Annotated in this window: 13 protein-coding genes and 1 pseudogene; 4 read left to right on the forward strand and 10 right to left on the reverse strand. The window is 63.8% G+C overall.

What is annotated here, in order from left to right; translation table 11 throughout:
• Together Q0O40_RS12150 and Q0O40_RS12155 are read right to left on the reverse strand one after the other, a co-directional pair.
• On the reverse strand, positions 1-965 hold a 965-nt coding region (locus Q0O40_RS12150; RefSeq protein WP_295530114.1), incomplete at its 3' end, for an acetyl-CoA C-acyltransferase.
• A gap of 24 nt (positions 966-989) precedes the next feature.
• Positions 990-2,516, reverse strand: coding sequence for an acyl-CoA carboxylase subunit beta (locus Q0O40_RS12155; RefSeq protein ID WP_295530117.1), 1,527 nt, complete (start codon positions 2,514-2,516; stop codon positions 990-992).
• Positions 2,517-2,790: 274 nt separating this feature from the next.
• Here Q0O40_RS12155 and Q0O40_RS12160 point away from each other — a divergent pair, with 274 nt between their 5' ends.
• Positions 2,791-4,203 carry a short-chain fatty acyl-CoA regulator family protein gene (locus Q0O40_RS12160; protein WP_295530120.1) on the forward strand — a complete coding sequence of 471 codons (1,413 nt, stop codon included), beginning with the start codon at positions 2,791-2,793 and terminating at the stop codon, positions 4,201-4,203.
• Positions 4,204-4,423: 220 nt separating this feature from the next.
• Positions 4,424-4,807, forward strand: coding sequence for an endonuclease domain-containing protein (locus Q0O40_RS12165; RefSeq protein WP_295530122.1), 384 nt, complete (start codon positions 4,424-4,426; stop codon positions 4,805-4,807).
• A gap of 26 nt (positions 4,808-4,833) precedes the next feature.
• Here Q0O40_RS12165 and Q0O40_RS12170 read toward each other — a convergent pair whose 3' ends face one another.
• From Q0O40_RS12170 to sucC, 3 genes are all read right to left on the reverse strand, one after another.
• On the reverse strand, positions 4,834-5,163 hold the full coding sequence (locus tag Q0O40_RS12170) for a hypothetical protein (RefSeq protein ID WP_295530125.1): 330 nt from the start codon (positions 5,161-5,163) through the stop codon (positions 4,834-4,836).
• A gap of 67 nt (positions 5,164-5,230) precedes the next feature.
• On the reverse strand, positions 5,231-6,115 hold the full coding sequence (gene sucD, locus Q0O40_RS12175) for a succinate--CoA ligase subunit alpha (protein ID WP_295530127.1): 885 nt from the start codon (positions 6,113-6,115) through the stop codon (positions 5,231-5,233).
• A 3-nt stretch (positions 6,116-6,118) separates the two neighbouring features.
• Positions 6,119-7,318: an ADP-forming succinate--CoA ligase subunit beta gene (sucC, locus tag Q0O40_RS12180; protein WP_295530130.1), complete on the reverse strand. Its 1,200-nt coding sequence runs from the start codon at positions 7,316-7,318 to the stop codon at positions 6,119-6,121.
• A gap of 221 nt (positions 7,319-7,539) precedes the next feature.
• Between sucC and Q0O40_RS12185 the strand changes: the two genes are divergently transcribed.
• Positions 7,540-8,319, forward strand: a complete 780-nt coding sequence (locus Q0O40_RS12185) for a 3'(2'),5'-bisphosphate nucleotidase CysQ (RefSeq protein WP_295530133.1) — start codon at positions 7,540-7,542, stop codon at positions 8,317-8,319.
• Here Q0O40_RS12185 and Q0O40_RS12190 read toward each other — a convergent pair.
• Together Q0O40_RS12190 and Q0O40_RS12195 are read right to left on the reverse strand one after the other, a co-directional pair.
• A pseudogene (locus Q0O40_RS12190) lies at positions 8,316-9,215 on the reverse strand (aldo/keto reductase); the annotation flags it as partial. The gene Q0O40_RS12185 and the pseudogene Q0O40_RS12190 sit on opposite strands and share 4 nt — an antisense overlap.
• 210 nt (positions 9,216-9,425) lie before the next feature.
• Entirely contained in the window at positions 9,426-10,118 is a 693-nt protein-coding gene (locus Q0O40_RS12195) for an OmpA family protein (protein ID WP_295530135.1), read from the reverse strand.
• Between the two features lie 171 nt (positions 10,119-10,289).
• Between Q0O40_RS12195 and Q0O40_RS12200 the strand changes: the two genes are divergently transcribed.
• Entirely contained in the window at positions 10,290-11,618 is a 1,329-nt protein-coding gene (locus Q0O40_RS12200) for a hemolysin family protein (protein WP_295530138.1), read from the forward strand.
• 12 nt (positions 11,619-11,630) lie between these two features.
• Here Q0O40_RS12200 and Q0O40_RS12205 read toward each other — a convergent pair whose 3' ends face one another.
• The 3 genes from Q0O40_RS12205 to Q0O40_RS12215 all read right to left on the reverse strand — a co-directional run.
• A complete protein-coding gene (locus Q0O40_RS12205) occupies positions 11,631-12,047 on the reverse strand; it encodes a DUF3035 domain-containing protein (RefSeq protein WP_295530141.1) in 417 nt (138 codons plus the stop codon).
• On the reverse strand, positions 12,047-12,580 hold the full coding sequence (gene lspA / locus Q0O40_RS12210; protein WP_295530144.1) for a signal peptidase II: 534 nt from the start codon (positions 12,578-12,580) through the stop codon (positions 12,047-12,049). The genes Q0O40_RS12205 and lspA overlap by 1 nt, the downstream gene beginning before the upstream one ends.
• Positions 12,577-14,335: class I tRNA ligase family protein (locus tag Q0O40_RS12215; protein WP_295530147.1), on the reverse strand; the 1,759-nt coding region annotated here is incomplete at its 5' end. The genes Q0O40_RS12215 and lspA, both read right to left, overlap by 4 nt.

Here is a 14,335-nt window from a genome sequence, read left to right on the forward strand (position 1 = left end):
TGCGCCGCAAACGCCTCGTTGCTCTCGATCACGTCGATCTGGTCTAGCGTCAGACCAGCCCTCTTCAAGGCAATTGGCACGGCCTTGACCGGGCCGAGGCCCATCACGCTAGGCTCAACGCCCGCATGGCCCCAGGCCAGGATCTTGGCAATCGGCTTAAGCCCATGCTCGGCCACCGCTTCGCCGCTCGCCAGCACGACTGCGCCGGCGCCGTCGTTGATGCCGCTGGCGTTGCCTGCGGTCACGGTGCCGTCCTTCTTGAACACAGGGCGCAGCGCCGCCATCGATTCGAGGCTGGCATCGCTGCGGAAATGCTCGTCGGTGTCGAACACGGTCGTGCCCTTGCGGGTCTTAATCTCGACCGGAACGATCTGCTCCTTGAAATAGCCCGCTGCCGTCGCGGCAGCAGCACGGCGGTGGCTTTCCACCGCCAGCGCATCCTGCGTCTCGCGCGTGATCTGGTGGCGCTCGGCCACGTTTTCCGCCGTCACGCCCATATGGATGTTCTCAAACGGATCGTGGAGCGCGCCGAGCATGGCGTCCATCATCACCTGATCGCCCATCTTCTGCCCATTGCGCGCGGTCAGCACCATGTGCGGCGCGTTCGACATGACCTCGCAGCCGCCGCCGATGGCAATCTGCTGCTCACCCAGCGCGATCCCTTGCGCGGCGGAAACAATCGCCTGCAGGCCAGAACCGCACAGGCGGTTCACGTTCATCGCCGGGCTTTCGATCGGAATGCCCGCGTTCACCGCCGCGACGCGGCTGACATAGGCGTCCTTCGGCTGCGTCGGCACCACGGTGCCGATCACCACGTTCTCGATGCTTTCCGGCGTCAGCCCCGCGCGGGCAATCGCTTCCTTGATCACGATGGTGCCCAGATCCGCCGGACGGAACGAGGCGAGGCTGCCGCCGAAAGTGCCGATGGCCTTGCGCGCGCCGGAAACGATGAAGATGTCAGTCATGCAGAAAGTCCTTTGCGCGTTCGTTCAAAGCGGGATGTTGTCGTGCTTTTTCCAAGGGTTCTCAAGGCTCTTGGTCCGCAGCTTGCGCAGGCCCAGCGCGATACGCCGCCGCGTGGAATGCGGATGGATCACCTCGTCGATGAAGCCCTTGCTCGCCGCCACGAATGGATTGGCAAAGCGGTCTTCGTATTCCTTGGTCTTTTCCGCGATGCCTTCGGGCGAGAGACCGCGGAAAATGATCTCGACCGCGCCTTTCGCGCCCATCACCGCGATTTCTGCGGTGGGCCAGGCGTAATTCAGATCGCCGCGCAAATGCTTGGAGGCCATCACGTCATAAGCGCCGCCATAGGCCTTGCGCGTGATCACGGTGATTTTGGGCACGGTCGCCTCGCCATAGGCAAACAGCAGCTTGGCGCCGTGCTTGATGATGCCATTATGCTCCTGCGCCGTGCCGGGGAGGAAGCCGGGCACATCGACAAAGGTGATGATCGGAATACTGAACGCGTCGCAGAACCGCACGAAGCGCGCGGCCTTCTTCGATGAATTGATATCGAGCACGCCCGCCAGCACAAACGGCTGATTGGCGACAACGCCCACGGTCTTGCCCTCGATCCGGCCAAAGCCGCACAGGATATTGCCTGCGTGCTTGGGCTGGATTTCAAAGAACTCGCCCTCGTCCAGCACTTTGCGCACGACTTCGTGCATATCATAAGGCTGGTTGGCCGAGGCCGGGATGATCGTGTCAAGGCTGGGCTCAAGCCGGTCATAAGGATCGGAAGTGGGCCGCTCGGGCGCTGCTTCCTTGTTCGACAGCGGAAGGTAGTCGAAGAAATCGCGCGCCAGCATAAGCGCTTCGATATCGTTCTCGCAGGCCAGATCGGCGACCGAAGTTTTGGTGGTATGCGTCACCGCGCCGCCAAGTTCTTCCTGCGTCACGATCTCGTTGGTCACCGTTTTGACCACATCGGGGCCGGTGACGAACATGTAACTCGAATCCTTCACCATGAAGATGAAGTCGGTCATCGCGGGGGAATAAACCGCGCCGCCCGCGCAGGGCCCCATGATCAGCGACAGTTGCGGAACCACGCCCGAGGCGAGGACATTGCGCTGGAAAATCTCGGCATAGCCGCCGAGCGAGGCAACGCCTTCCTGGATGCGGGCGCCGCCGCTGTCATTCAGCCCGATCACCGGCGCGCCGACTTTCATCGCGGTGTCCATGATCTTGCAGATCTTCATCGCGTGCCGTTCGGAAACCGCGCCGCCAAACACGGTGAAATCCTGCGCGAAGACATAGACCAGCCGGCCATTGATCGTGCCCGAACCGCAGACCACGCCGTCGCCCGGCACGGTCTGTTCGGGCATGCCGAAATCGACGCAGTTGTGCTCGACGTATGCATCGACTTCTTCGAAGCTGTCTTCATCGAGCAGGACGTCGAGCCGCTCGCGCGCGGTCAGCTTGCCCTTGGCATGCTGCGCATCGATGCGGCGCTGCCCGCCGCCCATGCGGGCGGCTTCGCGGCGTTTTTCCATTTCGGCGATATTGGCGGACATGAAGAAAGGCCCCAGATGCAAGAGTTGTGACCTCGGGCGGTGCCTCATCGGGAATCGCCTGTCCAATGTAATTCTGCAAAGTTGCAAAGCCAGACTTTGCAAATTAGACACAGGATATGCGAACCGTTCCCCAAACCTGCCTTTCCAAGCCCCGCCTTACCCAACCCGCTCATGCTGAGCTTGTCGAAGCATGCTGGCGCAGTGCTTGCGGCAACACCCTTCGACAAGCTCAGGGTGCGCGGGGCCGGGGGGCAGAGCTTACCGGAACGTACTGATGTCCAACCGCCGACTCTTCGCAGGCCGCGCCTTGCGCGCGCTGCGCCAGCGGCGCGGGCTGCTTCAGGCCGAAATGGCAGGCACGCTGGGCATCAGCGCCTCCTATCTCTCGCAGCTTGAAACCGACGAGCGCCATCTCACCCCGGCGCTGGGCGATGCCTTGCGCGCGGCCTTCCCCATCGACTGGGCCGATCTCGAACCCGCAGACGGCGACCGCATGGCCGAGGCCTTGCGCGAAGCACTCGCCGATCCCGAGCTATCGGGCACCATCCCGGGCGAACAGATCGAGCGCCTCGCCCGCCAGTTTCCCGCCTTCGCCGAACGCTTCGTGGCGCTTCACGGGCTTTATGCGCGCAGCCGCCAGCGGCTTGAGATGGTGGACGAAGGCATCGGCCTGCCCGGCAACATGGGCAGCGGCCGCCTGCCGTGGGAGGAAGCGCGCGACTGGTTTCACGCGGCCAACAACTATGTCGATCAGATCGATCGCGACGCAGAAGCGCTCGCCGAAGCGATCGCTGGCGACGAGACCACGCCGCGCATCCGCACCATGCAGCAATGGCTAAGGCGCGAAGGCGTCACCATCGAATGGGCAGGCGGCGGTCCCTTGCGCCGCTTCGATGCCGCGACGCGCCACCTCCATCTCGATTCAGCGCAGCCCAACGAATCCAGCCGCTTTCAGCTCGCCTATCAGGTCGCCGCGCTTGCGCTCTCGGGTCAGATTGCCGAAATCGTCGCCGCAGCTCCCTTGCAAACCGAAGCCGCGCGCCACCTTCTCGCGGTCGGCCTCGGCAACTATGCGGCCGGCGCGCTGCTCATGCCCTACGAGCGGTTCCGCAGCGCGGCGCGCACCTTGCGCCACGATGTCGACCGGCTGCGCCAGCTGTTCCACACCAGCTTCGAGCAGTGCTGCCACCGCCTCTCCACCCTGCAACGCCCGCAGGCGCGCGGCATTCCGGTGTTCTTCGCGCGGGTCGATATGGCGGGCAACATCACCAAGCGCCACTCCGCCACGCGCCTGCAATTCGGCCGCTTCGGCGGCGCATGCCCGCTGTGGATCGTGCACGAGGCCGTCGCCATCCCCGACCGCATCCACGTTCAGCTTGCCGAAATGCCCGACGGCATCCGCTACGTCTCGATTGCCAAGGGCCTCGTCAAACCCAGCGGCAGCTACTACCGCCAGCCCCGCCGCTACGCCGTGGTGCTGGGCTGCGAAGCCGCGCTGGCCGACGAATTCGTCTATGCCGACGGCCTCAACCTGAAAAGCGACGACGCCGTCACCCGCATCGGCATCAGCTGCCGCATCTGCCCCCGCGACACCTGCGACCAGCGCGCCTTTCCGCCCAGCGACAAGGCGATTGCCGTCGATCCCAGCCAGCGAGACTTGGTGCCCTATCGGATTGTAGAGGGCTAGCCGCTACCCCTCCGTCAGCCCTGCGCGCTGCCACCTCCCCTTGCAGGGGAGGATCGGGCCAAGTTGGTGGCGGTTCAACTCGCTGGGCTTGAACAAGAACGCTACAAAAAATCCTCCCCTTCAAGTGGAGGGGCGCCATACAAAGCATGGTGGAGGGGTGCTGACGATGATCCACGGCCCAAAGGAAACCCAGCGCAGGGCCGCCGCCTAGCGCAAGGCCATGTCCCTCCCCGAAGTCCTCCTCTGGAAGCAACTCCGCCTGCGCCCCGAAGGCCTCAAGTTCCGCCGCCAACACCCTGCCGGGCGCTACATCCTCGATTTCTTTTGCGTCGAGGCAAAGCTGGCCATCGAAATCGAAAGCCACGCCCACAATACCGGAGACCGCGCCGAACACGACCGCATCCGCACCCTATGGCTTGAAAACCAAGGCCTGCGCGTCCTGCGCATCCCCGCCACCGAAGTGCTAAAGGATGCGACCTCAGTAGCAACCGCCATTGCCCAATACGCAAACCACGGCTGGCCCCAAAATCCTCTCCTGAAAAGGGAGGGGGACCGCCCGAAGGGTGGTGGAGGGGTAACCCCAAGCGCAGCGCCAGCCGGCTAAGGCCGCGCCCAGCCGCTACCCCTCCGTCAGCCCTGCGCGCTGCCACCTCCCCTTTCAGGGGAGGATTTTTGAGCAGCCAGAATGGCCTGCTGAAGCGCTGTGTCGATGCCCGTCCAAACCGTTACTCCAGTCAACTGCAATTCGGTTCCCTGCTCCCGTGCAGCATCGACGATTTGCTTAAACCACATCACGTACGGCCATTCTCGGGGCGTCGGACCATAAAGGCATTTCCTCTTCTCATCCCAATGAGCCTGCATCGCTTCACGGTAAATGAGGGGAAAACTTGCGTTCGACGGTCTGAGCCAGAGCGACCCCGCAGAATTGATCCCAATGGCTTCAACGTTATCAATTGTCATAGCTCACCAAACAAAAAAGGCCGGAGGTTTCCCCCCGGCCCTTCCCATCTCCCAAAGGCCAAAAGCCTCAGCCCTTCAGCACTTCCGCCAAGGTCTCGCCCAGCAAGCTCGGCGACGGCGACACGCGGATGCCGGCGGCTTCCATCGCGGCGATCTTGCTTTCTGCATCGCCCTTGCCGCCCGAAACGATCGCGCCGGCGTGGCCCATGCGGCGGCCTGGGGGGGCGGAGCGGCCTGCGATGAAGCCAGCCATCGGCTTCTTGCGGCCGCGCTTGGCCTCGTCGATCAGGAACTGCGCGGCTTGCTCTTCGGCGTCGCCGCCGATTTCGCCGATCATGATGATCGACTTGGTGTCCTCGTCCGCCAGGAACAGCTCCAGCACGTCGATGAAGTTGGTGCCGTTCACCGGATCGCCGCCGATGCCGACCGCGGCGGTCTGGCCAAGGCCGATGTTGGTGGTCTGGAACACCGCTTCATAGGTCAGCGTGCCCGAGCGCGAAACGACGCCGACCGAGCCCTTTTTGAATATGCTGCCCGGCATGATGCCGATCTTGCATTCGTTCGGCGTCAACACGCCGGGGCAGTTCGGCCCGATCAGGCGGCTCTTGCTGCCCGAGAGCGCGCGCTTCACGCGCACCATGTCGAGCACCGGGATGCCTTCGGTGATGGCCACGATCAGTTCGATCCCGGCGTCGATGGCTTCCAGCATCGAATCGGCGGCGAATGGCGGCGGCACATAGATCACGCTGGCAGTCGCACCGGTGGCGTGCTTGGCTTCGGCCACGGTGTTGTAGATCGGTACGTTCAGCAGGCTTTCGCCGCCTTTGCCCGGGGTTACGCCCGCAACCATCTGCGAGCCATAGGCAATCGCCTGTTCGGTGTGGAACTTGCCGGTGTTGCCGGTCATCCCTTGGGTGATGACCTTGGTGTTCTTGTCGATCAGAATGCTCATGGCTTAGGCAACCTTCTGCACTTCGGCGACGATCTTCTTGGCGGCATCGCCGAGATCGTTGGCCGGGATAATGGCAAGACCGGAGTTCGAGAGGATATCCTTGCCCTGCTGCACATTGGTGCCCTCAAGGCGCACCACCAGCGGCACTTGCAGGTTCACTTCCTTGGCAGCGGCAACGATGCCCTCGGCGATGATGTCGCACTTCATGATGCCGCCGAAGATATTGACCAGAATGCCCTTCACCGCCGGATCGGAAAGGATCAGCTTGAACGCCGCCGTCACCTTCTCCTTGTTGGCGCCGCCGCCCACATCGAGGAAGTTGGCCGGGAACATGCCGTTCAATTTGATGATGTCCATCGTCGCCATGGCGAGGCCCGCGCCGTTGACCATGCAGCCGATGTTGCCATCAAGCTTGATGTAGGCAAGGTCGTACTTGCTGGCTTCGAGTTCAGCCGGGTCTTCCTCGGTCTCGTCGCGCAGCGCGACGACATCGGGGTGGCGATAGAGCGCGTTCGAATCGAAGCTCATCTTGGTGTCGAGCACCAGCAGCTGCGCGTCCTTGGTTTCGACCAGCGGGTTGATTTCGAGCATGTCGCAATCGAGCGCGATGAAGGCGTTGTAAAGCTGGTGCGCAATCTTGCCCGCCTGCTTGTTGAGATCGCCTTCCAGCTTCAGCGCATAGCCGACCGCGCGGCCATGGTGCGGCATAAAGCCCTGCGCCGGATCGATCGTGATCGTGGCGATCTTTTCGGGCGTGTTGTGCGCCACGTCTTCGATGTCCATGCCGCCTTCGGTCGAGACGATCATCGCGACCCGGCCCGAAGCGCGGTCCACCACCATCGAGAGGTAGTATTCGCGCTCGATATCGACGCCGTCGGTCACATAAAGGCGATTGACCTGCTTGCCCGCATCGCCGGTCTGGATGGTGACGAGCGTGTTGCCCAGCATATCGCGAGCGAACGATTCGACCTCTTCGATGCTCTTGGCAAGCCGCACGCCGCCCTTGGCATCAGCGGGCAGTTCCTTGAACTTGCCCTTGCCGCGCCCGCCCGCATGGATCTGCGCCTTGACCACATAAAGCGGCCCGGGAAGCTGCCTGGCGGCGGTAACCGCATCTTCCACAGTCATCGCGGCAATGCCTTTGGGGATGCCGACGCCATATTTGGCGAGCAATTCCTTGGCCTGATATTCATGGACGTTCATGCAAAATCCTTGAGGCTGGCGAAACGAAGCGAAAGAGGCGGCGTGAATTTTCCCATCGCCTAAAGCACAGGCCCGGGTGCTTGAAAAGGGCTCGCAGGCCGCACCTATCGCAAATGCGAAGGACGGCGCTGTTTTGGCTGCATACGAATGCAGCACCAAGGCATGGTGATCGCCCGCGTTGCCGCTTGCGCTCGCCTGCGCCGCATCGCATCCCGTTGCGTATGATCGATTTCGCGCGCCTTCACCGGATCGTGGCCGCTGCCGGGCAGATGGCGCTGGCGCGCTGGCCGGGGCACGGCCATGCGCTGGAAGTGTGGGACAAGCAGCCGGGCGATCCGGTAAGCGCGGCCGATCTGGCGGTAGACGCTTTCCTCAAGCGCGAACTGGCCGCGCTGCTGCCTGCGGCAGGCTGGCTGTCGGAAGAGACGATCGACCATCCCGAGCGGCTGGAGCGCGGGCTATGCTGGCTGGTCGATCCCATCGACGGCACCCGCGATTTTGTCGCCGGGCGGCCCGGCTGGGCAATCTCGGTCGCGCTGGTCAGCGAAGGACGGCCGCTGATCGGCGTGCTCGATGCGCCCGCGCGCGGCGAATTCTGGGCCGCGACCGCAGGCCAGGGCGCGAGCCGCAACGGCGCGGTGCTGCGCGCCAGCCAGCGCACGGTTTTGGCAGGGGCCCGCGTGCCCGCCGATGCGCTGGCCCGCCGCGACAGCGATCTGACCTTGGTCGACAAGCCCAATTCGATTGCGCTGCGCATCGCCATGGTCGCGGCGGACGAGGCCGATCTGCTGGCCACGCTGCGCTGGGGCTATGAGTGGGATATCGCCGCCGCCACTTTGATCGCGCGCGAGGCGGGGGCCGCCATCAGCGATGCGTTCGGCGCGCCGCTTGGGTATAACAAACGCGATCCGCGCGCCTTTGGCCTGCTCGTCACAGCCCCGGCGATCCATGCCGCTGCGGTCGAGCGCATGGCCGAACGCGCGGCGCGACTGGCGGTTTAAGCGAATTCCTCCGTGTCGATGGTGGCCTGCATCGCGTCGTTGTAACGGCCCCCGGCAACGGATTCTCGATTGATCAGCGCGTCTACTTCCGCGCCCACGCTATCGGGCATTTCCCAATCCCACCGAGCAATGTTTTCCTCCAGATGGTCGATCCGCCCGGTGCCGGGGATGGTCACCACATGCTCGCCCTTGGCCAGCACCCACGCCAGCGCCAATTGCGCCGCGGTCACGCCCTCACGCGCCGCGATTTGCGCAAATGCGCGCACCAGCGCCATGTTCTGGACGAAATTCTCGCCCTGAAAACGCGGCATGCCGGGGCGGATATCGCCTTTGACCATGCCGTCCGGATCGAGCACCGCATCGGTGAGCAACCCGCGCCCGACCGGCGAGAACGCCACGAACGTGATCCCCAGTTCGCGGCACACATCAAGCACCGCAATTTCGGGGTTGCGGGTCATCGGCGAATATTCGGTCTGCAGCGCGGCGATCGGATGCACGGCGTGGGCACGGCGCACCGTTTCGGCCGACATTTCGGAAAGGCCGATGCTGCCAATCTTGCCCTCGCGCACCAAGTCGGCCAGCACGCCAATCGATTCCTCGATCGGCACGTTAAAATCGCGGCGATGGAGATAATAGAGATCGATGTGGTCGGTCTGAAGCAATTGCAGCGAGGTTTCGAGCGCGCCGCGGATCGTCTCGGGCTTGCAGTCGATGCGGCGGGCCTTGCCATCGACGATGATGCCGGTTTTGCTGGCGAGGAAAAACTGGCTGCGCTTGCCGCGCAGTGTCTGGCCGATCAGCGTTTCATTGTGGCCGAGGCCATAGATCCGCGCGGTATCAAGATGATCATAGCCCAGCTCCAGCGCCCGTTCGAGCAGGCGCGCGCCGTCTTCATCCGAAGGCGGGGTGCCATAAGCTCAGCTGAGCGACATGCAGCCAAGGCCAATCGGGTTGATGTCTCGTCCGGCGATCTGGCGGCGTTTGAGCGGCATGGCGCGTCTCCTCTGGCCCATAGCGATGCCAGCCGGGGAGACATCGCGTCAACCCGGCTGGCACATAACTTATCGAGAGCGAAACTTGTCAGACAGGGCTTGCCCCGTCCGCGATCAGTTCCCCGCGCGGGCCCGCGCGACATCGTCCTGCGTCACAGGCACGATCTTGATCTCGACCCGGCGGTTGGCCGCGCGGCCTTCGTCGGTCGCGTTGGATGCAACCGGCTGCGTTTCGCCATAGCCCTGGCTGCGCACGCGCTGCGCGGAAACGCCGCGCGAGACCAGATAATCGGCGACGGCGCGCGCGCGGTTTTCCGACAACGTCTGGTTATAAGCGTCCGACCCGGTCGAATCGGTGTGGCCATAAACGTCGATCAGCGAATCGGGATACTGCACCATCGATTGCGCAACCCGGTCGAGCGTATCGCGGAACGCAGGCTTGATCAGCGTGCTGTCGGTATCGAAGGTAACGCCATTGGGCAGATTGACCAGAATTGCCGCGCCGTTGTCGGTGGGGCTGACGTCAACGCCGGAACCTGCGGTCTGCTCGCGCAGCTGCTTGATCTGCTTGTCCATGGTATAGCCCACCGCGCCGCCAGCGATGCCACCAATCCCGGCGCCGATGATGCGGCCGGTGCCGCCGCCGATCAATCCGCCCAGCAGCAGCCCGACCAGCGCGCCGCCGCCCGCACCGAGCGCGGTGCGCGAGACCTTTTGCTGGCCAGTGTTGGGATCGGTGACGCAGGCCGACAGGCTCAGCAGCGAGACAGCGCACAGGCTGGAAACAAAGATACGGCGTTTTTTCATGGTACGTCCCCTCGAAGCGGCAGGGCCGAACTTACGGCCTGCTGACTGGCGTTGATGTGCAGTACCTTTGGCAGCACCGCACATTATTGTCATGTAAACACCCTGCTAGCTGAACTGTTCCCGAACAGCAGCCCTTCGCGGCGGCGTGCGAATCTGCTAAGACGCTGCGTTGTGACCCCGTTCCCTTGGCCTGACGCCTTTATCATCATTGGCCTAGTTGTGCTCAATGGCCTGTTTTCCATGTCGGAACTGGCGATTGTGTCGGCGCGTCCAGCGCGGCTGAGAGTCGCCGCCGAAGCTGGCAATCAGGGCGCGAAAGTCGCGCTTGAGCTTGCTTCCGATCCGGGCAAGTTCCTCTCCACGGTGCAAATCGGGATCACCCTCGTCGGCATCATCGCAGGCGCTTATTCGGGCGCGAGCCTTGGCGGGCCGACCGGGGAGCGTCTGGCCGCATGGGGCGTTCCCGCCGAATGGGCGCCAACCGCCGGGTTCATTCTCGTCATCGCAGTCACCACGTATCTCAGTCTGGTCATCGGCGAACTGGTGCCCAAGCAGCTGGCGCTGCGCGCGGCCGAGCCGATTGCGATGGTCGCGGCCCGCCCGATGGTGATCGTCGCAAAAGTGACCGCGCCCTTTGTCTGGTCGCTCGATCGGTCCTCCAGCCTGCTTTTGCGCCTGTTTGGAATGGCGAAGAGCGGCGATCAGGATGTCACCGCCGAAGAGCTGCACATGATCTTTGCCGAGGCCACCCGCTCCGGTGTGATCGAAGAGGAGGAGCGCGCGCTGATGAGCAGCGTGATGCGCCTCGCCGAGCGCCCGGTGCGCGAGCTGATGACGCCGCGCACCGAGTTGCACTGGATCGAGCGCCGCGCCACCGAGATAGAGCTGCGCGCCGCAATTGCCGACAGCCCGCATTCGCTGCTGCTGGTCGCTGATGGTTCGGTCGACCGGGTGATCGGCGTGGTCAAAGTGCGCGAGGTGCTCTCGATCCTGCTGCGCGGGCGCAAAGTGATGCTCAGCCGCCTGATGAAAAAGCCGGTGATCGTGCCCGATCAGCTCGATACGATGGACGCGCTGCGGGTGATCCAGCAGGCCGAAGTGCCGCTTGCGCTGGTGCACGATGAGTATGGCCATCTCGAGGGCATCGTAACCCCGGCCGATCTGCTCGCGGCGATTGCGGGCAATTTCGTGTCGCACGGCGATGTGGGCGATAGCCCGATGGTCACGGTGCGCGAAGACGGTTCGCTGCTGCTCTCAGGCGCGCTGCCCGCCGATGCCATGGCCAGCAGGCTGGGCATCGACCTGCCCGAAGACCGCGATTTTGCGACCGCTGCGGGCTATGTGCTGTCCGTGCTCAAAAAGCTGCCGCAGGAAGGCGAGCATTTCCACGATCAGGGCTGGCGGTTTGAAGTGGTCGATATGGATGGCCGAAAGATCGACAAGCTGCTCGCCTACCGCAGCAAGGCCGTAACGGCCGACGTGGTGGAGATCGACGGGTAGCGCGAGAAGCGCTTAGGCCCCGGGAATGCTGGTCTGCGCCTCGCGCCCATCGCCTTCGGGGGCGGCGAGGATGGCCTGCAGCGAAGACCCTTTCGACACGGTCCGCGTCGCCGGATCGCCAACGACGCTGCGGATATCGACCGCCGAAGCCCCGGCCTTGCCCAGCGCGTCGGTCTCGATCGCGCTGCGCGGCGCGGGGCCGCCGAACAGGGCATCGAGCGCCTGCTTGCTGCTGTCTACGTCCTGCGGGCGCGGTGCCCCGGGATTGGGCGGGGAGAGCGCGAAATCCGGCGGCACGACGAGCGGCGCCTGGCGCGACACGGCGAACTCATCGGGCCGCACGCGGTTGAACAACGATCCGCTCCGTCCGCAGGCCGAGAGCAGCACCGAGCCTGCAACGAGGAGGGCAACCGTGGCGATTTTACGCATCAAACATTCTCCGGGGCGGGTATTTCGGGCGCTATCGCCGCTTCGCTGGGCTTTTCGCGCGAAAGCAGCGACCGGGCAAGCAGTATCAACACGCCCAGGGTAATCGCCGCATCGGCGAGGTTGAAGATCAGGAACGGCCGCCATTCGCCGAAATGCAGATCGGCATAATCAATCACATAGCCGCGGGAGGCACGGTCCACGATATTGCCGAGCGCGCCGCCGAGCACACAAGCAAGGCCGGCCACGTCGCCCCATTCCCTTTCGCGCCACATCCAGATCACCACACCCAGCGCAATCACGCCGGTAAGCGCCAGCAACCCAAGCTGCATTTCGCTCGAGGTCGCGGTAAACATACCCAGCGAAATGCCGAAATTCTCGGTCCAGCGCAGCGCGAAGAACGGAAAGAGATGGATCACGCGGACATACTGGAGCTGCAGCGGCCCCGAAACATACCATTTGATCGCGCGGTCGACCGCGAACACCAGAAGCGCCAATGCGAAGCCATAGGCGCGCAGACGCAGGAACGGGCTCATGCCGCGCTGCCCTCAAATTGCGCAATAGCACCGGCACAGCGGCCACATAGCGCGCCATCGGCGGTGACTTCGGGCAAGTGCCGCCAGCAGCGGCCGCATTTGTGATCGGTGGTGCGGGTCACGGTGATGCCGACATTCTGGCCCACGGTCACTGTCCCGGTGATGAACAGTTCGGCGTAGTCGGCCTCCGGCGCGCCCACAGGGATTGTCACCAGCGCTTCAAGGCCAGAACCCAAGACCTTTTCGCGGCGCAGCGGCTCGATCGCCTCGTTCACCGCGATGCGCAAGGACCGCAGTTCCTGCCACTTTTCGAGCAGCGCCGGGTCCTCGACAAGCAAGCTGCCATCCGGCCATTCGAGCAGATGGACGCTTTCGCCCGGAAAGCGCGTTTGCCACACTTCCTCGGCCGTAAACACCATGACCGGCGCGCCGTAGCGGACCAGCGCATGGAACAGCACATCGAGCACGGTGCGATAGGCGCGGCGCTTGGGGTCCGTCGGCGCGTCGCAATAGAGCGAATCCTTGCGGATATCGAAGTAGAACGCGGACAAATCCTCATTGCAGAACTCGGTCAGCGCGCGGACGTAGGTGTTGTAGTCAAAGTCATCGACCTCCTGCCGCAAGGTGGCGTCCAGCTTCGCAAGCAGCGCCAGCATGTAGCGCTCCAGCTCGGGCATTTCCGCCACGGCAACCTTTTCGGCATCGCTGAACCCCTCCAGCGCGCCGAGCAGGTAGCGGTAGGTGTTGCGCAGTTTGCGATATTGGTCCGCCACGCCGGCGAGGATTTCCTTGCCGATGCGGTGGTCCTCGGTGAAATCGACCGACAGCGCCCAGAGCCGCAGGATATCCGCGCCATAATCGCGCATCAGATCGATCGGGCTCACCGTGTTGCCGAGCGACTTGGACATTTTCATGCCCTTCTGATCCATCGTGAAGCCGTGGGTCAGCACCGCCTTGTAAGGCGCGTGGCCGCGCGTCGCGCAGCTTTCCAGCAGCGAAGACTGGAACCAGCCGCGATGCTGATCGCTGCCTTCGAGGTAGAGGTCGGCCAGCGGCCCGGTGTAGCCCAAGGGCCGCATAAGGTCGGGCCAGCGCCCGCTTTCGAGCACGAAAGCATGCGTTGAGCCCGAATCGAACCAGACATCGAGAATGTCGGTAACCCGCTCATAATCCTCAAGATTATAGGCGTCGCCGAGGTATTCCTGCGCGCGCTCCGCTTCCCAAGCATCCACGCCTGCGGTGCTGATCGCGGCCACAATGCGCGCATTGACCGCCGGATCGGCCAGATATTGCCCGGTCTTCCGATTGACGAACAAGGTGATCGGCACGCCCCAGGCGCGCTGGCGCGAGAGCACCCAGTCGGGCCGCCCCTCGACCATCGCGCTGATGCGGTTGCGGCCCTTTTCGGGAACCCAGCGGGTGTCGGCGATGGCCTTCACCGCTTTCTCGCGCAAAGTCGCGCCCGCACCGCCAAAGCCGGTGTTGTCTTCAGGCAGCAGCGCATCGTCGTGGACCAAGGTGAAGGTCGCGCCGTCAAGCTCTGCACTCGCGCCAGCGAGCAGCGCGCCCTTGATCAGCGCGAGCATGCGGAAGGGCACGCCCATTGCCTTGGCATGATCCTCGACATGCGATTCGCGCACCACGTGGCGCTCGTCGCCGACGGGCAGCACGATATAATCGAGGCTGCGGTGATAGCCGATGGCGCCCGAAGGCAGCGCATCCAGCACCAGCTTCGCGCCGATCAGGAAATCATCG

This window comes from Novosphingobium sp. Chol11 (assembly GCF_945870625.1).
Taxonomy (GTDB): domain Bacteria; phylum Pseudomonadota; class Alphaproteobacteria; order Sphingomonadales; family Sphingomonadaceae; genus Novosphingobium.